General features: G+C 66.6%; 7 protein-coding genes. 3 read left to right on the forward strand and 4 right to left on the reverse strand.

Annotation, left to right across the window (positions count from 1 at the left end; genetic code table 11):
- From EEB15_RS27615 to EEB15_RS27625, 3 genes are read left to right on the forward strand one after another with little or no spacing between them, the layout of a single operon-like run.
- Nucleotides 1-3,165, forward strand: coding sequence for an efflux RND transporter permease subunit (locus tag EEB15_RS27615; RefSeq protein ID WP_141513188.1), 3,165 nt, complete (start codon nucleotides 1-3; stop codon nucleotides 3,163-3,165).
- Nucleotides 3,162-6,404 carry an efflux RND transporter permease subunit gene (locus EEB15_RS27620; protein WP_141513189.1) on the forward strand — a complete coding sequence of 1,081 codons (3,243 nt, stop codon included), beginning with the start codon at nucleotides 3,162-3,164 and terminating at the stop codon, nucleotides 6,402-6,404. The genes EEB15_RS27615 and EEB15_RS27620 overlap by 4 nt, the downstream gene beginning before the upstream one ends.
- A complete protein-coding gene (locus tag EEB15_RS27625) occupies nucleotides 6,401-7,786 on the forward strand; it encodes an efflux transporter outer membrane subunit (protein ID WP_141513190.1) in 1,386 nt (461 codons plus the stop codon). The genes EEB15_RS27620 and EEB15_RS27625 overlap by 4 nt, the downstream gene beginning before the upstream one ends.
- Before the next feature lie 19 nt (nucleotides 7,787-7,805).
- On the opposite strand, the gene EEB15_RS27630 is transcribed toward EEB15_RS27625, so the two are convergent.
- From EEB15_RS27630 to EEB15_RS27660, 4 genes are all read right to left on the reverse strand, one after another.
- Complete coding sequence (locus tag EEB15_RS27630) at nucleotides 7,806-8,174, reverse strand: hypothetical protein (protein ID WP_141513191.1); 369 nt, start codon at nucleotides 8,172-8,174, stop codon at nucleotides 7,806-7,808.
- 158 nt (nucleotides 8,175-8,332) lie between these two features.
- The gene (locus EEB15_RS33830) at nucleotides 8,333-11,338 is read right to left on the reverse strand and encodes a putative Ig domain-containing protein (RefSeq protein WP_158290254.1); all 3,006 of its coding nucleotides are present in this window, start codon (nucleotides 11,336-11,338) and stop codon (nucleotides 8,333-8,335) included.
- Between the two features lie 161 nt (nucleotides 11,339-11,499).
- Nucleotides 11,500-18,384, reverse strand: coding sequence for a LamG-like jellyroll fold domain-containing protein (locus tag EEB15_RS27655; protein WP_158290255.1), 6,885 nt, complete (start codon nucleotides 18,382-18,384; stop codon nucleotides 11,500-11,502).
- Between the two features lie 34 nt (nucleotides 18,385-18,418).
- Nucleotides 18,419-20,185: a hypothetical protein gene (locus EEB15_RS27660; protein WP_141513195.1), complete on the reverse strand. Its 1,767-nt coding sequence runs from the start codon at nucleotides 20,183-20,185 to the stop codon at nucleotides 18,419-18,421.
- Between the last annotated feature and the right edge of the window lie 5 nt (nucleotides 20,186-20,190).

Below are 20,190 nucleotides of genomic sequence, written 5' to 3' on the forward strand. Positions count from 1 at the left end.
ATGTCTCCATCGCGTCCCTTCATCCTGCGGCCGGTCGCCACCTCGCTGCTGATGCTGGCCATCGTGCTGGCCGGCATGGTGGGCTTCCGCTTCATGCCACTGTCGGCGCTGCCGCAGGTCGACTATCCGACCATCCAGGTGCAGACGCTGTACCCCGGCGCCAGCCCGGAGGTGATGGCGCAGACCGTCACCGCACCGCTGGAGCGGCAGTTCGGGCAGATGCCGGGACTCTCGCGCATGAGTTCGACCAGCGCCGCGGGCGTGTCGATGGTCACCCTGCAATTCGGCTTGGGCCTGGCGCTCGATGTGGCCGAGCAGCAAGTGCAGGCCGCCATCAACGCCGGCGGCTCGCTGCTGCCGGCCGACCTGCCGGCGCCGCCCGTGTACGCCAAGGTCAATCCGGCGGATGCGCCCGTGCTCACGCTGGCCATCACATCCGACACGCTGCCGCTCACGGACGTGCAGAACATCGCCAACACGCGGCTCGCGCTGAAGATCAGCCAGGTGACAGGCGTGGGCCTGGTCACCTTGTCGGGCGGGCAGCGGCCGGCGGTGCGCATCCAGGTCGATACGCGCGCGCTCGCTTCCTATGGCCTCACGCTCGACAACGTGCGCACGGCCATCACCTCGGCCAACGCCAACAGCGCCAAGGGCAGCATCGACGGGCCGACCCGCGCGTACACCATCAACTCCAACGACCAGCTGGTGGCGGCGGCCGACTACCAGAAGCTGATCGTCTCGTTCAAGAACGGAGCGCCGGTGCGCCTCTCCGACATCGCGAAAGCGGTGGAAAGCGCCGAGAACGTGAAGCTCGGCGCCTGGGCTGTGGTCAACGGTCAGCTGAAGCCGGCCATCATCCTCAACGTGCAGCGCCAGCCGGGCGCGAATGTGATCGCCACCGTCGACGGCATCAAGCAACGCCTGCCCGAGCTCACCGCCGGCCTGCCCAGCGCGATGCGCGTGGACGTGCTGAGCGACCGCACCACGGGCATCCGCGCGTCGGTGCACCACGTGCAGATCGAGCTGGTGCTGGCCGTGGTGCTGGTGGTGCTGGTGATCTTCGCGTTCCTGCACAGCCCGCGCGCGACGCTGATCGCCAGCCTGGCCGTGCCGATCTCCCTCATCGGCACCTGCGGCGCGATGTACCTGCTGGGCTACAGCCTGAACAATCTGAGCCTGATGGCGCTGACGATCGCCACCGGCTTCGTCGTCGACGACGCCATCGTCATGATCGAGAACATCTCGCGCCACATCGAAGAGGGCGAGCCGCCGATGGAGGCGGCGATGAAGGGCGCGAGCGAGATCGGCTTCACCATCATTTCACTGACGGTGTCGCTCATCGCGGTGCTGATCCCGCTGCTGTTCATGGGCGATGTGGTGGGGCGGCTGTTCCGTGAATTCGCCGTCACGTTGGCCATCACCATCCTGATTTCCGCCGTGGTCTCGCTGACGCTGGTGCCGATGATGTCGGCGCGCTGGCTCACCGCGCACCCCGGCGGCGAAACGGGGTGGGGCGGCAAGATGCAGCGTGGCTTCGATCGCATCGTCGCGCGCTATGACGTCTGGCTGCAATGGGTGCTGGAACGCGAGAAGGCCACGCTCGTGGTGGCGTTGGCGACGCTGGTGCTCACGGTGCTGATGTACATCTGGATTCCCAAGGGCCTGTTCCCCACGCAGGACACGGGGCAGCTGCAAGCACGGGTGGAAGCGTCGCAGTCCATCTCGTACACCGCGATGGCCGCGATGCAGCAGGAAGCTGCGCGCGCACTGATGGAAGACCCGGACGTCGAGACGCTGAGCAGCTTCGTCGGCGTGGATGCCGCGAACAACACCATGCTTCACACGGGCCGTATGCTGATCAACCTGAAGTCCGGCCACGGCGACCAGCAGAAGGTGATGGACCGTTTGCGCCAGCGCGCGCAGCGCGTGCCTGGCATCACGATGTACCTGCAGCCCACGCAGGACTTGACGATCGATGCCGAAACGGGGCCGACCCAGTACCGGCTGGCGCTCGAAGCGGCCGACAACGCCACGGTCGTGCAATGGGCCGGGCAACTGGTCCAAAAACTGCAGACGCTCGACAAGGTGCGCAACGTGACGAGCGATGCCGATGCGTCCAGCGCCGCCGTCTATGTGGACATCGACCGCGACACGGCGGCGCGCCTCAACATCTCCGCCGCCGACATCGATGCCGCGCTGTACAGCGCTTTCGGCCAGCGAATCGTCTCGACCATCTTCACCCAGACCAACCAATACCGCGTGATCCTGGAAGCGCGTCCGGATGCCAATGCGTCCGTCGCTTCGCTCGGCATGGTGCAGTTGAAGACCTCATCGGGTGACCCAACGCCTTTGTCCGCGGTCGCGCGCATCGTTGAGCGCCGGGCGCCGCTGCAGATCACGCACGTGGCGCAGTACCCGGCGACGACGATCGGGTTTGACACGGCGCCGGGCGTTTCGCTCGGCACGTCGGTCGACGCGATCCGCGCGGCTGCCAAGGAACTCAAGCTGCCGCCGGGCGTGACCATGACGTTCCTGGGCGCCGCGGGCGCGTACGAATCTTCGCTGTCCAACCAGCTGTGGCTGATCCTCGCGGCCGTGGTGTGCGTGTACATCGTGCTGGGCGTGCTGTACGAAAGCTACATCCACCCGCTGACGATCCTGTCCACGCTGCCTTCCGCCGGCGTCGGTGCGTTGCTGGCGCTGATGGTCACCGGGCAGGGCCTGGGCGTGGTGGGCATCATCGGCATCATCCTCCTGATCGGCATCGTGAAGAAGAACGCGATCATGATGATCGACTTCGCGATTGAGGCCGAGCGCCACGAGGGCAAGAGCCCGCGTGAGGCGATCCATCAGGCGGCGCTGCTGCGCTTCCGGCCGATCCTGATGACGACTCTTGCCGCGCTGTTCGCCGCGGTGCCGCTGATGCTGGGCTGGGGAGAGGGCGCCGAGCTGCGCCGCCCGCTGGGCCTGGCCATCTTCGGCGGGCTGATCGTGAGCCAGATGCTGACGCTGTTCACGACGCCGGTGATTTATCTGGGGTTCGATGCGTTGGGCAGGAAGTGGCGGCGCAAGCAGCCCTCACCCCAGCCCTCTCCCGGAGGGAGAGGGAGCGAATTACCCCCTCTCCCGCTTGCGGGAGAGGGCAGGGGTGAGGGTCTCGCATGAACCTGTCCGAACCCTTCGTCCGCCGCCCGGTTGCCACCGTGCTGCTGACCATCGGCATCGCGCTGGCGGGCATTGCGGCGTTCTTCATGCTCGCGGTCGCGCCGCTGCCGCAGGTGGACTTTCCCGTCATCACCGTCAGCGCCAATTTGCCGGGTGCCAGCCCCGACACCATGGCCACCAGCGTCGCGACACCGCTGGAGCGCAGGCTAGGGGTCATCGCCGGCGTGAACGAGATGACGTCCAACAGCGGCAACGGCTCGACGCGCATCAGCCTGCAGTTCGACCTCAATCGCAAGATCGACGCGGCGGCCCGTGAAGTGCAGGCCGCGATCAATGCTTCCCGTGGCGATCTGCCGTCCACGCTGCGCAGCAACCCGACCTATCGCAAGGCCAACCCGTCCGCCGCGCCGGTCGTCATCCTCGCGTTGACGTCGCCGACGCGGTCGCCGGGGCAGATCTACGATGCCGTTTCCAACGTCGTGCAGCAGAAGATCGCGCAGGTGCAGGGCGTGGGCGACGTGGAGCTGGGGGGCGGGTCACTGCCTGCCGTTCGTGTGGACCTGCTGCCTTTCGCGTTGAGCCGCTACGGCGTCAGCAGCGAGGACGTGCGTGCCGCCCTGCAGGCCAGCAGCGCGAACCGCCCCAAGGGCACGATCGAAGGCGCAGGGCGGCAGCTCCAGATCTACACAGGCGCGGGCCCCACCGACAAGAAGCGGCCTACCGCCAGCGACTACCGCGGCCTGGTCGTTGCCTGGCGCAACGGCGCCGCGATCCGTCTTGGCGACCTGGCCGAAGTCAGCGACAGCGTCGAGAACATCAACACGCTGGGCCTGTTCAACGGTGAACCCTCCGTCGTCGTGCTCATCACCTTGCAGCCGGGCGCCAATGCCATCGAGACGGTGGACCAGGTCCGCGCGCTGCTGCCCGAACTTCAGGAGCAACTGCCGAGCGACATCAAGCTGCAGGTGGCGACGGACCGCACGCATTCCATCCGCTCGTCGCTGCATGAAGTCGAAGTGACGCTGCTGATCGCCATCGTGCTGGTGGTGCTGGTGGTCAGCGCCTTCCTGCGCAGCGTGCGCGCGACCATCATCCCGGCCGTTGCCACCGTCGTCTCGCTGCTCGGCACCTTCGGCGTGATGTACCTGCTGGGCTTTTCGCTGAACAACCTGAGCCTGATGGCACTCACGGTGGCCACAGGCTTCGTGGTGGACGACGCCATCGTGGTGCTGGAGAACACGAGCCGGCATATCGAAGCCGGCATGGACCGCTTCCAGGCCGCGCTGCTGGGCGCGCGTGAAGTCGGCTTCACCGTGCTGTCGATCAGCCTGTCGCTGGTGGCGGTGTTCATCCCGCTGCTCTTCATGGGCGGGCAGGTGGGGCGGCTCTTCCGCGAGTTCGCGGTGACGCTGTCGGCGGCGGTGATGATCTCGCTGGTGATCTCGCTCACCACCACGCCGATGATGTGCGCGTGGCTGCTGCGGCCCGACGCCCACAAGAAGCAGCCGGGGCGCATCGCCCGCTTCTTCGAGCACGGGTTCGCGTCGGTGCAGCGCGGCTACGAGCACAGCCTGGACTGGGCGCTGGGTGCGCAGTGGCTGGTGCTGTTGATCCTGGGCTTGATCATCGGCCTCAACGTCTACCTGTTCGTCATGGTGCCCAAGGGGTTCTTCCCGCAGCAGGACACGGGGCAGATCCAGGGCGGCTTGCGGGCCGACCAGAGCATCTCGTTCCAGGCCATGCAGGAGAAGCTGCGGCAACTGGTCAACATCATCCGCGCCGATCCGGCGGTGGACACGGTCGTGGGCTTCACCGGCGGCGGCCGAGCGGGCGGCGGCTTCCTGTTCGTCAACCTGAAGCGCGGCTCAGAGCGCACCGACAAGGGCCAGGCCGTGATCGCGCGCCTGCGGCCGCAACTGGCCCAGATCACCGGTGTGAGCCTTTTCTTGAACCCGGTGCAAGACTTGCGCATGGGCGGGCGCCAAAGCAACAGCACCTACCAGTACACGCTCAAGAGCGACAACATCGCGGATTTGCGCAGCTGGGCCACCAAGCTGGCCGAAGCCATGAAGCGCCAGCCGGCGCTGACCGATGTGGACACCGACCAGCAGGAGAATGGTGTCGAAAGCTATGTCGAGGTCGACAAGGACTCGGCGGCGCGCCTGGGCATCAACTCGCGCGACGTCGACAACGCGCTCTACAACGGGTTCGGGCAGCGGCAAGTTGCCACCATCTACGACGAACTCAATCAGTACAAGGTGATCCTGGGCGTGGCGCCCATGTACACGCGCAGTCCGGAGGCGCTCAAGGACATCTACGTGCCGGCGCGCGGAACCACAGGCGACGTGACGACGCCGCTCAACTCCACGGCCAGCGGAACGACAACCACCGCCGCCAGCAGCAGTGCCGTCAACCCGGGCCTGCGCGACCAGTCTACGGGCCAGGCCGTGAACAGCAGCATGGACACGATGGTCCCGCTGTCGGCCATCGCGCGGTTCTCGGAGCGGCCCACAGCCAGCTCCGTCAATCACCAGGACGCCGAACTGGCCACGACGATTTCATACAACCTCGCCGAGGGCAGCAACCTGGCCGATGGGCAGGACGCGGTGCGCCAGGCCGAAGCCGAGATCGGCATGCCCATCAACGTGCGCGGCAGTTTTCAGGGCACGGCGCGCGCCGCGCAGGACTCGCAGAAGGAGCAGCCTTTGTTGATCCTGGCGGCGCTGGTCGTCATCTACATCGTGCTGGGCATCCTGTACGAAAGCCTGGTGCACCCGATCACCGTGCTGTCGACGCTGCCCTCGGCGGGCATCGGCGCGGTGCTGGCGTTGCTGCTGTTCAAGATGGACCTCTCCATCATCGCGCTGATCGGGCTGTTCCTTCTGATCGGCATCGTGAAGAAGAACGCCATCCTGATCATCGACTTCGCGCTCGACGCGGAACGATCGCGCGGACTCTCGCCGTACGACGCCGTGCGCGAAGCCTGCCTGCTGCGCTTCCGCCCAATCCTTATGACCACGCTCGCGGCAGCGCTCGGCGCGCTGCCGCTGGCCATCGGCTTCGGCGAGGGCGCGGAGCTGCGCCGGCCGCTCGGCATTTCCATCATCGGCGGCCTGATCGCTAGCCAGGTGATCACGCTGCTCACCACGCCCGTGGTCTATTTGCTGCTCGACAAACTGCGCCGCCGCAGTCCGCTCGAGCGCCAACTCGGCCGGCACGCGGAGCCCCAAACAACATGAACAACGCCAAACTCTCGCTCCTGCTCGTGGCCATGCTCGCGGGCTGTGCCGTCGGCCCGACCTACCAGCGCCCCGGCATCGAAACGCCTGTTGCTTTCAAGGAGGGCCGCGGTGAATGGGTCAAGGCCGTGCCGGCGGACATGCTGGAGCGCGGGCCGTGGTGGGAGCTGTTCAATGACGCCGACCTCAACGCGCTGGCTGCGCAAGTCGAAGTGTCTAACCAGAACGTCGCCGCCGCCGTGGCCAGCTACGCACAGGCACGCGCGCTCGTCGCCGAACAGCGCGCGTCGCTGTTCCCCACGGTGTCGCTCGACGCCAGCAGCAACCGCAGTGGTGGGCGCGGCGACACGCCCACGCGCGGCAGCTACTCGGTCGGCATCGGCGGCAGCTGGGAACCCGATGTGTGGGGGCGCTTGCGCGGCGGCGTCGACAGCGCACGTGCCGGGGCACAAGCCAGCCTCGCCGATCTGCAGGCGGCGAAGCTTTCATCGCAAGGCGAGCTGGCCGTGAACTACTTCAACCTGCGCGAGCTCGACACGGCGATGGCCCTGCAAGCCGAAACCATCGCCGGCTACGAACGCACGATGAAGATCACGCAGAACCGCTACAACGCGGGCATCGTGGCGCGCACGGACGTGTTGCAGGCCGAGACGCAGCTCGCCAACGCGAAAGCCGAACAATTGGGCCTGGAGCGCCAGCGCGCGGTTCTGGAGCACGCCATCGCGGTGCTCGTCGGCAAGGCGCCGGCCAACTTCAGCCTCGCGCCGCGGCCGGTGTGGGTGGGCGTGGTGCCGGCCATCCCGTTCGACGTGCCTTCGACTCTGCTGCAGCGCCGCCCCGACATCGCGGCGGCAGAGCGGCGGGCGGCGGCGGCCAACGAGCAGATCGGCATCGCGCAGTCGGCATACTTCCCGAGCCTGCGCCTGTCGGGCAGCGTCGGCCTGGGCGCGGCGAGCATCGGCGACCTGTTCAGTGCGTCTGCGCTGGTGTGGTCGTTGGGCGCATCGCTTGCGCAGACGATTTTCAATGCGGGCGCCACGGGCGCACGGGTCGAAGGCGCGCGCGCCGGTCTCGACGAAGCGGCCGCGCGTTACCGGCAAACCGTGCTCGCGGCGTTCCAGGACGTGGAGGATCAGCTGGTCGCGGCGCGCATCCTGGACCGTCAACTGGTCTTGCGCCAGCAGGCCTCGCAAGCGGCCAACCTCGTGGAGCAGCAGGTGCTCAACCGCTATCAGGCGGGGCAGGTGAACTTTACCGAGGTGGTCAATGCGCAGGTCACCGCGCAGAACGCGCGGCGCGCCGTCGTGCAGGCCCAGTCCGACCGGCAGGTCGCGGCGGTGGCGTTGATCCAGGCGCTGGGCGGGGGATGGCGCGGGCTGTGAACCTCGCCTTGTCGCCAGATCAGTTGCGCACCATCCGCACAGCGAAGGCTCCACGTTTGCCTTCGAGTTCGCTTCCCCTGGGCGTGACGGACACGGTGAAGCCGGAGCATCCGGCGATGACCTTGTCGAAGTCAGCCTTGAACACAAGCAGCTGGGGCGATGCTTCGGACACCACGATGGGCACTTCGAGCCCGACGCAGGGGTCGTTGCGGTCGCGCGCGGAAGTCTTCCATGTGCCCGCGTCGCCCTTGATCACAACCGTGGCTTCGAACTGCCGGATGCGCCCATCCCATGTGGCTTTCCAGATGCCCTCGTAAGGATTGGGGCTTTGCGCGGATGCACAGGCGCATGCCAGTGCCAGCGCTGTCGCGATCGATGCTGCTCTCATCAGATACCTCCAAGCATCCCTCATGATCGCAAAGCGGCGCCCGCGCCGCAACCCCTCTACAGGGCATTTTCAACAACGCGATCCGCACCAACCGGGCGCCCTGCGCGGGGCTCGACGCCTGATGCAGGATCGAGTCCGGCATGACAACACTGTGCGCGTCAGACGACCACGATGTCCTGGTTCGTGAGTTCCGGCGAACCCATGAGGGTCGCGATCTGCACGGCGCCGATCGCACCCGTGCCGTCGGCGTCGTAGTACAGGTTGCCGCTGGCGCGGTCGTACATGATGCGGTCCTCTGCGCCCAACGCGAATCGCCCGATCACGAAGGCCGAGGCCGCGAGCGTGCCCGGGCCGGCAAGCGCCTGGAAGCCCGCATCGCGTACCAGTTCGATGGTGTCGGCGGGCGCGCTGAAGCCACGGATCGTGTCTGCGTTGGCCGTGCCGGGCGCTACGTCGAACACCATCACGTCGCGCCCCGCGCCGCCCACCAGCGTGTCGCGGCCCAACCCGCCGACGAGCACGTCGTCGCCATTGCCGCCTTCGAGCCAGTCCGCGCCGCCGAGCCCCCTCAGCGTGTCGGCGCCGTCCAGGCCGTACAGGTTGTTGGCCCCGGCGCTGCCCACGATCACGTTGTTCAAGGCATTGCCGGTGCCGATGTATGCGAGCGGCCCGTTCAGCAGCAGGTTCTCCACATTCGCCGGCAGGATCCAGGCCAGCGCGGAAGAGATCACGAGGTCCGTGCCGCCGCCCGGTGCTTCGACCACGAAGTCCAGGAGGCTGTTGACGAAGTAGATGTCGTCGCCCGCGCCGCCGGTTACCCAGTCGATGCCCAGGCCGCCGGTGAACCAGTCGCCACCCGCGGTGCCTTTGAGGATATTCAGGAAGGTGCCGCCGCTCACCGGGTTCATGCCGGGCGGAGGTCCGGCCAGGCCGATGAGGGACGTGGGCGCCGAGATGACGCTTTCCGCCGTGCCGCCGAGATCGGTGTAGCTGACGCGCACGCTGAGCGTTGCGCCGAAGTCCGCGAGCCCCGCCTTGTAAGTGACCGCATCGGGCGCCCCGGCGATGGCCACGCCGTTGCGCAGCCAGGTGTAGTGCAGGGGGGCCAGTCCGTCGGCATCGGCCAGTGTGGTGGTCACCGCGGTGAGGACGTGGCCCAACCCGGGAATGCCGGAGATGGTCGCGCCGCCGGTCGGCGCATCGTTGGTGTTTGCAACCGCGATGTCGAAGGTGTCGCTGGCCGTGGGGCCGGCGCCGTCGCTCGCGGTGACCGTGACACTGAGCGTCCCCACGTCGCCGTTGCCCGGCGTGCCGCTGAACGTACGGGTCGTGCCGTCGAACGTCAACCAGGCGGGCAGGGCGCCGCCGCCGAACAGCGTGGCGCTGTAGGTCAGCGCGTCGCCGTCGGGATCGACAAAGGTGCCCGCTGCGAACTGGAAGCTGAACGAGGTGTCTTCGGTGGCTTGCTGGTCGGCGATGGCCTGGTTCAGCGTCGGCGTGTCGTCGCCGGCGGTGATGTTGACCGTGACGCTGCCGGTGGTGCTCAATGCGCCGCCGGAGCCTTGGCTGCCGTCGTTGCCGTCGTCGAAGACGTAGTCGATGACGACACTGGCGGGCGGCGCATCGCTGGTGTTGGCGTAGGCCAGGCTGGAGAGCACTTCGTCGACGCGCGCTTGCGTGGCATCGGTGTTGAAGGTGATGGTCAACACACCACCGGCCTGGGTGAAAGTGCCCACGGTCACGGCGTCGAGTACCGCATTGCCGCCTGCCAGGCTCAAGTTGCCCAGTGCCGAGAACACATCGTCGGCATTCGGAGTGCCTGTGCGCTGCAGCGTGACGGAAGCGCCTGCGTAGTTGCCAGCACCAGCGTCCAGCGCCGCCAATTCGACATCGAAAATCGCGACCGAGGTGTCGAGCGCCACCGCGGCACCGCCTTCGGTGAACGAGGCCGTGCCGCCCAGCGTGTTCGTCGCGGGACCGCCGAACGAAGTGTCCAGGGTGCCGTCGGCGTTCAGGCGCACCAGGCTGAGGTCATAGTTGCCGTCCATGCTAGAGCCCGCCATGACGATCTTGCCGTCGGGCTGCACGGTGACGCTGTAGCCATAGTCATAGCTGCTGCCCACCGGGATGATGGCCTTGCCCGGGGCGGGGCTGCCGCCAAACGTGCTGTCCAGGCTGCCATTGGCGTTCAGCCGCACCAGGCTGAAGTCATAGTTGCTGCCGTTGTCGCTATAGCCCGCCACGATGATCTTGCCGTCGGGCTGCACGGTGACGCTTTGGCCTTGGTCGTCGCCGCCCACCGGGATGATGGCCTTGCCCGGGGCGGGACTGCCGCCAAACGTGCTGTCCAGGCTGCCATCGGCGTTCAGGCGCACCAGGCTGAAGTCATTGTCGATGCCGTTGGAGGTATTGCCCGCCACGATGATCTTGCCGTCGGGCTGCACGGTGACGCTGTAGCCAACGTCGTCGCCGTCGCCTACCGGGATGATGGCCTTGCCCGGGGCGGGGCTGCCGCCAAACGTGCTGTCCAGGCTGCCATTGGCGTTCAGGCGCACCAGGCTGAAGTCGTTGTTGCCGTTCAAGCTACGGCCCGCCACGATGATCTTGCCGTCGGGCTGGACGGTGACGCTGCGGCCTTCGTCGTCGCTGCCGCCCACCGGGATGATGGCCTTGCCCGTGCCCTGGACCGGCGCGAAAGTGGGTGCGTCGTTCACGGCGGTGACCGTGATGCTGGCCGTGTCGCTGTCGAAACTGAAGAACTCCACGCCAGGCGTGGTGACGACATAGTTGCCGGCGCTGCCGGTGCCCATGTTCCAGGATCGGAAGGTGACGGCGTCGGCCATGCTTCCGTTCAGGTCGCCGAAGGGCAGCAGCCGGATCATGTCCGTGGGACCCAACAACAACGCGAGCGTGTTCGTGCTGCTGTTGATCAGGTCGGCCCGGATGGTGAGCCAGTCGGTGCCACCGTTCAGGCTGTACTGCCACGTGCCCAGGCTGGTATTGACCGCCTCGATGGCGATGGCCTCGACGCTTGGGCGGCCGTTCTCGTCGATGAAGGTTTCATCGACCGCGAGCGCAGCAACCGTCATGCCGGCGGGGTTGGTTGCGCCTTCCGCCACCGACGTCATCGTCGGCGATGCCTTGATCAGTACGGGCAACGTCATGCTGACCTGCCCCCGTTTTTGCCGTTGCCTGAACCAAGCCTGCAATTGCAGGAGACGACTGGAACGATCATGATGCCACCTCAAAAAAAACAGAGGATCAAAGAAGGGGGAACAGGCGGAGCCTGTCCCCGTTTTAGCTGAGCCGTAGCACTGTAACAGTGCTATTTGGAGTCGTCGACATCCCCATACGTGTAGGCCGCGATGCCGTGCATCACGATGCCGGCGATGTTGGTGCCGTAGCGCGTCGCCGTTGCCGCGAAGAACATCGGCGATGAGGAGCCCGGGAAGCGTTCCCGCAGGTTCTTCGCGCCCGCCTGTGTGTACATGAACTCGAACATGATTCCCGCCATGCCGAGAATGTCGCGCGTCGCCAGGGCCCGGTACTGGTCCGCGACCTTGGCGTTGCCATAGCTCTTGATTTCCGGGTAGCGCTCCACGAGGTTGCAGACCTGGTAGATCAGCAGGCCGTAGGCGGCGATCGAGGCGGCAATGGCAATCGGGTACTCCACCTTGTCCTTGATGTTGCTGAGCGCCCCGCCTCCCGCGCTGGGCCCGTCCTTGTAGAACATGATGCCGGCACGCAGCTTGTTCGCCCGCAGCGCCATGCTGATGCCATAGACGGTGTAGACGATCTCGATGTACCGCGGAACGAAGTCCGTCGAACGCGAGCCGACGACCGCCCGCACCCGCTTCTCGAAAGCCGGCTGCGTGCAGAAGGTCTGGATCGAAAGCGCGATGGTGCCGGCAACGCCCTGGATCACGTTGACGATGCCGAGGTGGGCTTGCTCCTCCACGCTCGGGTCCCGGCCGCGCCCATGGTTCGTCATGAAAATCGCATCGACGTGCATGTCCGCCACACAGGCCACCGACCGCGCGACGAGAAACAGGAACTCCGGCGTGCCGGGCGTTCCGGGAACCTCCTCGGCGCCCGGCGCATCCAGCGCCAGCTTCTTGCCGTCGGCGGCGTCCTGCATGTTCTTCGCGATGTTCTTCCCGTCGTCGAAGAAGAAGCGCGCGTTGCCCCTGGCCAGCGTATAGATCGCGTAGGCGACGTTCACGGGAATCGCCAGCGCCAGGCACAGCACGCTCATGATCGTGAGGGGGCTGCCCGTCACCCACTTGTACAGCTCGCTGATGAAGGGGATGTCGATGTGCGTGTTGAGCACGTCCTTCGTCCAGTCCATCGTGGTCGCGAGCACGCCCATCAGGCCCGCCATCGATTCCGCGGAGCTCACCAGGGTCTTGGCGGCCAGGCCCTTGCCGATTTCCGTCAGCTGCTTGAACAGGTCTTCGGGCGAGAGATCGAGGATCGAGTCCGCCAGCCTGGGCAGCGCCGAGAGGATGGACTGGAGCGAGTCGTCCGCCTTCGGGCTCGGGTCGGGCATCGCGCGGCTCACTGCGCTGACTGAAGTGGGCGGCGTGGTGGTCGTCTTCTGCGTCATCGATTTGCCCTGGACGCTGTTGGCGCTCGCCGCGATGGCCGACTCTTTCTCGGGCTCCGAATTGATGATGGCATTCATGCTCTTCGAGCCCGCGAATTGCGGCGCGAGCGGCACGCCGGCGAGCTTCTTCACCGTGCTCACGAACGGCGCCGTGTTCTTGAGGCTGTTCGACGAGATCGTGAGCGACGCGTTGAAGATGTCCTTCAGGATGTTGTGCGTCTTGATGATGTTGCCCCAATCGAACAACGCGCGCAGGAAGGCGATCACCTTCGCGATCTCCGCCCCGATCTGCTCGAAGAAGTTGGCGATGGCGTTGAGCGCATCCGAGACGCTCTTCACGACCGAGTGCACGATGTTCTCGATGCCGTTGATCATCGTCGTCACGGCAAGGTTGATCGTGTCGGTGATGGTCACCACCACTTTCGTCACCGCGTCGGCAACAGCATTCGCGGCGTCTTTCACGCCGTCCCACAGGTCGTCGAAGAACCCGCCGAGCACCGGGGCATGCAGCAGCACGGGCGTCGCCTTGCCGCGCGCCGCATCGACTTCCTGCTGTGTCGTGAGCTGCCGATAGTTCACGCGATGCTTTTGCGCTCCCTTCTCGAACACGAAGCCCAGGGCCCCATGGAGCGAATCGCGGAAGGCCTCCGGGTCCACCGGCGCCATGCGCGCCATGCCGGCAAGCGTTCGGCGGGGCACCACCACGTCCGACTTCGCGACCGGCTTCGGTTGCTCCATTGCCGCGAGCATGGGCTGGCGCCACGCCCCGTTGCGGCCCGCCTGGAGCAACCCGTTTCGCTCGTGCTCCGGCATCGGCCGCATCCGCAGCAGCTTCTCGCGCGCTGGCGTCATGCGCAGCATGTGCGGCTTCGGCTTCGCATTTTCGTTCGCGGGCTTGACCGCCTGCGCCACCTGGCGCACCGCGTTCGCGACCTTGGGAGCTTCCCCCTTCGCGTCCGCGGGGAGCAGCGACTGCTTGTCCTCCGGCTTCCTGTCTTCCTCGCGCTTCCAGTTGGTGGTGCGTTCCGTCGACAGGTCCGTGTCCTTGATGGCCGCCAGCTGGGTATGCGCGTCCTGGTCGGGGTTGATCACGATGCGGTCTTCGCGGTGCATGAAGCCGGCGCGGGCATACAAGGTCGGCGCGGTCAACTCCTCGGCGGGCATCACCAGGGTGAGCTCGCCGTCCAGCTCGGTGTTGATGGTGACCGAGTTGTCCTTGTTGACCGAGTACTCCTTCGAGTTCGCCTCGAAAGTCAACGGCTCCGAAGCCCACAGCGTGATCGGTTCGCTGGGCCGCGGCCGGTCGGCCGCGCTGGCGGCGCGGATGACCGTGCGCCAGGTCGAGCGGTCGCGCTCGTGGTTGATCTTGTTGCCCGCGGTGTAGTGGTAGTCCTGGATCAGCTTGGCCTGGGCCGTCAGCTTGGGCGGCGCGGGCTTGGAAAGCTTCTGGTTGTCCAGCAGCACATTGACGTGGAAGCGTTCGTTCAGCGGCATGAACTCGGTCCACATGTCGATCGCGGGACCATGGCCGGCGGCGGAGCTCACGATCGTGACCGGCAGCGTGCCGTCGCTGAGCGTGGTGCCCGCCCATGCCTTGGCCAGGTGCGCGGCGCGCAGGAGCGGGTGGGGTTCATCCGCCGAGGCGACGCCCTGGACCTCCGTGCCGCCGATGATGACGCTCGCGGGATCGGTGTCCTTCTTCTTCACGTACCACAGGTGCACCTTCTGGCCCGCCATGCCGGTGCCGTTGGCGGCAAACACCTTCAACGTGAGCGCGTAGCTCTTGGCCGTGGCTTCATCCTCGCTGGTGATCTTTGCCGCGCTGGTGATCTGCGGGTAAGAGGGCTGCGTGAAAGGGAGATCCGTCATCCACCACACCGGGTCCGTCACGGGCTTCGCGAGCACACCGTCGTGCCCTTGCACGGCGCTGTCGTGCACCGTGCCATGATCGAAATTCCAGTAGGCGATGAGCGATGGTTCGTCGCCGCGCAGCTTCACGTGCATGCGCGATGTGATCTCCGTCGCGACAAGGAAGGTGTCCCACACGCGAACCTCGGCGATCATGCCGTGGAAGGGCTGCGTGGCGGACAGGTCCGCCGCGGCGCTCGCGCCGATGTAGGCTTTCAGGCCCTTGCACAGCGCGGCCGGCGCCGCCGGCGCAGCCGCGCGCGTTGCCTCCACGAGCACGCCGTCGATGTAGATCAGCACGCGGTCGGTGGCATTGGCCGCGGCCGATGCCGGCGGCGTGCGCGATGCGGCGATGTGGTGCCACTTCCCGTCGAGGAGCGTGGTCGCGACCGTGTAGTGCAGGCCGCTCCAGGCGCCGTTGTCCTTGGTGCGTGAGGAGTAGTGCAGCGTGCCGTCCGGGTCGAGCCACAGGTTGATGTCGAACGCAGCCTTCGCCGTGGCTGAGGGAAGGATGCTCACGATCCCGCCGCCGGAAGGGATGCCGTCGTTGCCCGCCAGCCGGGGGGCATTGATCCAGGCTTCGACGCAGCTCTCGTGGACTTCGAGCACATCGAGTGTTGCCGAGTCGTCCAGCACCTCGACAACCGCGTGCTGTGCGCTGCGCACACCCTTGCCGCGCTCGTCGACGTTCAGCCGCATGACGGTGGTCTCGCCCAGAACGAGGCTGTGCATCGCGCCGTCCACGTTTTCGGCGATGTCGTTCGCGCTGGAGTCCTGGCAGGCGGTATAGACCGTTCCGCCGGCATTGACGATGGGACGCCCCAGCGGGCTGTGCTGCATTGAATACAAGCCCACGACCTGCCCCGTGTTGTCGTCGAAGGCGACGACCGAGCCACTGGTGGACGTGCAGATGACGCGTCCACCCGGGTCGAGTACCGGCGGGTTGACGGCGGTGCGGCCGGCAACCGGGCCTGCGGGCACGGGCTTGTTCCATGTTTGCGCAAGCGCGCCCAACGTCATCCGGCAGGCCCGTCCGGTGGCCGTGGTGGCAACCAGCAAGTCGTCGTCGGCAGACGCGGCCAGGCCCGTGATGGCGCCGTCCAGCGCAGCCGAAGTGGCCAGCGGCGGCCCGCCCAGCGCGGCCCGCGCCAGCTTCACCACCGCGTTGCCGCTGGTCGCGAAGATCCAGGTGCCGGCGGCGCAGAAGGCTTCCGTCGCGACCGCCCGCTTGCCGACTTCGGCGGCTGTGACCAGGTCGAGGAGATGCAGCGTCAATGCGCCGTTGGCGGCTTTGGTCAGCACCACGAGCCCCGATTCGGCGAATTCCAGGCGCACCACGGCTCCTGCGAGCTTGGTGGTTCTGCCTTTGGGCGCGGTGCGATCCCAGATCGAGACCGTGGGCGACGGCCCGGCAGTGGCCGCTGCAACGTATTTTTGGCTGACCGCGGGCGCGGCGCACTTTTCGTTGCTGTCATGCGGCAGGTCGGCGAAGGCCTCCAGCTGCACCTTGCCGCCGCTCTTCGAATCGACGCGCACGAGCGAGTCTTCCTGCGTCAGGACGAGGAAGCTCCCGCCGTCGGCAACCGGCTCCGATGTGCTGGCCTTGACGTCCATGCCCCAGATGCGGTGGCCATCGTGCGCGTCCACCGCGTAGATGGCGTTGGATGTAGAGAACGCGACGACGCCGTCACTGCTCGTCGTGGGGGAGCCGGTGGCCGCGTAAACGCCGCGCGCACCCCACGTGCCCGCGTACGGCCACTGCTTTTGGGGCTCGTGCAGCAGGTAGGGGAACGCCGACTGGTCCATCGTGAGGTCGGTCACCCGGGAATCGGGATTGACGAACTCGGCCGCCTCGCGGTTGCGGTGAGCGATGTTGGTGGGGGCCTTCTTCGTGCGGGTCTGGTCTTCATCGAGCCGCCACAGGCCCTTCAGCGCCGCTTCCATGCCGGTCAGTTCCACGTCGCGGTTCATCGCGATGTTGACGACATCGACGGCGTGGTTCCAGACGCGGACCTCGCGGATCTGGCCGCGGAAGAAGCAGCGGGCGGGAATGTTCGGGAAAATGTAGGCGCCTATCGTGAGCACCGAGTTGCCGCCGATGGCCAGGTTGTCGGCCCGCGTCGCGGCCAGGTTCACGACTTGGGACACGCCATCGAGCGTGACCACGAACTGGCCCAGGCGCCGCGCGAACGCCACATGGTGCCATTGGCCGTCGTCCGCCCCGGTGTCGCTCGTGCGGCCGACGTGCCGGCTGGTCCCATCGCGGTTCAGCACCGCGACGCGGACCTGGCCTTCCGCGAGCTGCAGGCGAAAGCCGTGGGCGTTCGGGTCGTTGTTGGTCGGGTAGCTGGAAATGATCTCGCCGCCCGTCGTGCTGCGAAACCACGCTTCCACGGTGAAGTCGCCTGTGCCGAAGTCGTATTGCGAGCCGGAGGACTTGACCTTGATGTGGGACTTCTTGCCGTCGAAGTACGCGGCGTGCTGCACGGCGAACTCGCGTGCCTCGATCTGGCCACTTTCATTGACGCTGAACATGCTGCCGTTCGCGATGGACGCGGGCCGCCCCTCGGCCCGCGTCACCAGGTCGAACGGCAGCTTGGCTTCGCCCGTCTTGGCGTCGAACTGGCGCATGATCTTGCCCTCGTCCGTCGTGAGGTAGACCACGCCGTCGATCAGCATGGGAGGGCCGGGGAGCGTCACACGCTTGCGCCAGACCTCGCCGCCGTCGGCGACACGGAAGCCGACGATGTCTCCGCCCTTGTTCACGGCAACGGCAATGCCCCCGGCGACCCGCGCGACCGCGGCGTGCAGCGCCTTCGTGCCGAGCGCGTCGCCCAGCAGGGGGCGCACCGCCCTGAGGTTGGCGGCCTGCGTGGCCGCGGCTGTCGCCTTCGGAATTTCTGTGACCGGCGTGTACCAGTGCACCGCGGTGCCTGCCGTCGCGGTGATCTTGTACTTCTCGTCGCCGAGCGTGATGCCCACGGCATGCAGCGCCTTGCCCGGCACCAACACGATGTTGCCAGCGACGAGGGGCTCGCTCGAGCCATCGAGCTCCAGGTTGTTCTGCGGCTGCTCCGGAAACTTCCAGCGGCGCAGATCACCGAAATCGGTATTCAGGGCCACGAGCTGGCCCGACGCCACGAAGAACGCGGTCTTCGATCCGTAGGCCACCATGCCGGCGCTTTTCTCGGTGCGTTCGAAGGGGCCGAACAGCAGCTCGCCGGTCAGCGGATCGAAGCCGCGGATCAGCGTCGCGCCTGCCAGGTTGGTGCTCACGGCGACCAGCTTGCCGTTGCTGGCGATCAAGCGCTTGCAACCCGGAACCTGGGGGATCACGGGAACATTCGGGTTCCTCGGATCCTTCTTCTTCAACTTCGGCCAGGTGGCGATCGCCTTGCCGTCGCCAAGGCCGACGGCAAGCAACGAGTCGTCGTCCATCATGTAGACCACGCCCTTGGACGTGGTCACGTTCGGGTTGCGCCCCTTGCGGCCCGCCAGGTCGAGGGACCACGGCACATTGGTTCCCGCTTCGGCGAGTTGGCCGGTGTGGATGTCGACCGCGAAGACGTTGCTCAACGAGACGCCGATGAGCTTGTCGCCGGCCACCACCAGCGGCTGCGACATCGGCGCAGGCGGCGTGAAGGTCCACCTGGGCGGGACGGCCATCGGAGCCAGCAGTTCGAGTTCTTCGTTCATGGTCATGTCCCTGTGGGTGGTCGTTGTATAGGGATTACGCTGGAGATATCGAGATGACGATGGTCTTCGCCTCGCCCGGCGTGAGCGTCGCCGAGGTACAACTGGAAGAGCCGGGGACCATGGCGGTGACGCTTGCACCCGCGTGTGCCGCATCGAATCGCACGACGCCTTGCGCGTTGGTTTTGGCTTCCCGCCTTCCGCCGGGTGTGAGCTCGAACATCAACCTCGCGTCTCGATAGGGGTACGAGTCGCGAATGGCCTGGTCGGGCTTCACTGGAAATCCGTCTCTACGGTTCACCTGCAGTTCCAGCGCGACCGCGAGCCGGCGAAGCCTGGCGAGTTCCGTGTCGGCCTTCGAAAGGAGACCCGGAAGTTGGGGGCCGAGCGAGAACGCAGCCACAGAGTACGTCCAGGCCCCGGAAGCCGGTTTGGCGCACACCACCGCATAGAGGTTCTGTTGTGCGACGACCGGCTTGCAGGGCAGCCAGTCGATGGCCGGCAACCACGCCGGGTTCGGTCCGCTCTCCAACTTGCCTTGGTCCAGCACGCTGGCCGGGGGAGGATAGTTGGATGTCATCGCCGGATCGGTCGTGTCGACAGTGTTAGCCAGCAGCGCGCGCACACGCGTGGTGTGCTCATTGCCGGGAGCAAGCTTCTCCATCTCCAGGATCAGCTTGGGCGACGCCGTTTCGGTGCAGCAACCACCTGCTCCGGTCGCCAGGAACACGACATGCGCGTCGCGCTCGGAAACCCTGTCCGGCTTCCATCGCAGGCGGCTCATCGCGGTGGGGTCGTAAGACGCCAGCCGCGACTTCACGCCATCGGTCACCAGCAGGAGCTTGTCCTTTGGGCTGATGTCGTAGTCGCGCCAGCCCTCGGCAGGGCCGTCCAACGTCAGCAACGGCGGCTTGGCCGCATCGAGCGTTCGCGCGAAGAATGCCGCGCCCAATATGCCGCCGCCCAAAAGCATCCCATCCCGAAAGCGCAGCGGCACGACACGGGCGGCGACCGGAGCGGCAGTCGCGCTCCAGCCGGTCAGTGCCGCGAGGTCTCCAGTGGCGCTGATCGCCTTGATGCCGCCCACCGCGGTGACGTAGTAGAGAAAGCAGTCCACATTGCCGCCGGAGCGCGGAACTTCGGCCAGGACCAGTTCGGGGCGAAGCGGCACATCGGAGCCGAGTGAAACCGGTTCTTCCAGTGCGGTATCGAGCGCGATCACGCGGCCGTCCATGCACAGCGAAAACACCTGGCCGGAGCGCCGCCCCTCCACCTGGTACTTGCGCACGACCGGCGGCGAAAAATCGATGCCTCGGGCATTGAGCTGCGCCGTCTGCAATGCGGCGGTGCGCGCCGCCGCCTGGTCTGGCGAGGCCGAGAGCAGTGCCGACGCATGCGCCTCGCGCGCCGCGATCAACTCACCGTGCAGCATCGCATCGTTGCCGGCGAGCGGGTAGATGTCGGCTGGCGGCCATGGTTCGCCATCGTCGATGGACCAGTGGACGCTCGTGGAGAGATTGACCGCGGAGAACGGCTTGCCCAGCGTCAGGTCGTAATTGATGAGAACCGGGCCGTCCTGCACATACAGCGAACTGGCGCTCACGGCGAATCCCGTGATCCACGACTTTTTCGAGATGGTGAACCATTCGTACTGCCGGTCGCCCACCGCGAAGACGGACAGGGCATCCGGCCCACCGGCAATCAGCAGGCCGCGCTCCTGGACCAGCACCGGATCGAAGAGTGGCGCGCCGGGCGCGACGGTGAGGCGGCGGGACTGCCACCGCGGAGTCAATGCAATGGTCATGTGTC

This window comes from Ramlibacter sp. WS9 (genome assembly GCF_003797765.1).
Classification (GTDB): Bacteria; Pseudomonadota; Gammaproteobacteria; order Burkholderiales; family Burkholderiaceae_C; genus Ramlibacter.

What these genes read in the sequence shown, in the direction of transcription:
- EEB15_RS27660 (WP_141513195.1), bottom strand. Translation starts at nt 20,185, where the DNA reads ATGACCATTGCATTGACTCCGCGGTGGCAGTCCCGCCGCCTCACCGTC.
- EEB15_RS27630 (WP_141513191.1), bottom strand. Translation starts at nt 8,174, where the DNA reads ATGAGAGCAGCATCGATCGCGACAGCGCTGGCACTGGCATGCGCCTGT.
- EEB15_RS27620 (WP_141513189.1), top strand. Translation starts at nt 3,162, where the DNA reads ATGAACCTGTCCGAACCCTTCGTCCGCCGCCCGGTTGCCACCGTGCTG.
- EEB15_RS27615 (WP_141513188.1), top strand. Translation starts at nt 1, where the DNA reads ATGTCTCCATCGCGTCCCTTCATCCTGCGGCCGGTCGCCACCTCGCTG.
- EEB15_RS27655 (WP_158290255.1), bottom strand. Translation starts at nt 18,384, where the DNA reads ATGAACGAAGAACTCGAACTGCTGGCTCCGATGGCCGTCCCGCCCAGG.
- EEB15_RS33830 (WP_158290254.1), bottom strand. Translation starts at nt 11,338, where the DNA reads ATGACGTTGCCCGTACTGATCAAGGCATCGCCGACGATGACGTCGGTG.
- EEB15_RS27625 (WP_141513190.1), top strand. Translation starts at nt 6,401, where the DNA reads ATGAACAACGCCAAACTCTCGCTCCTGCTCGTGGCCATGCTCGCGGGC.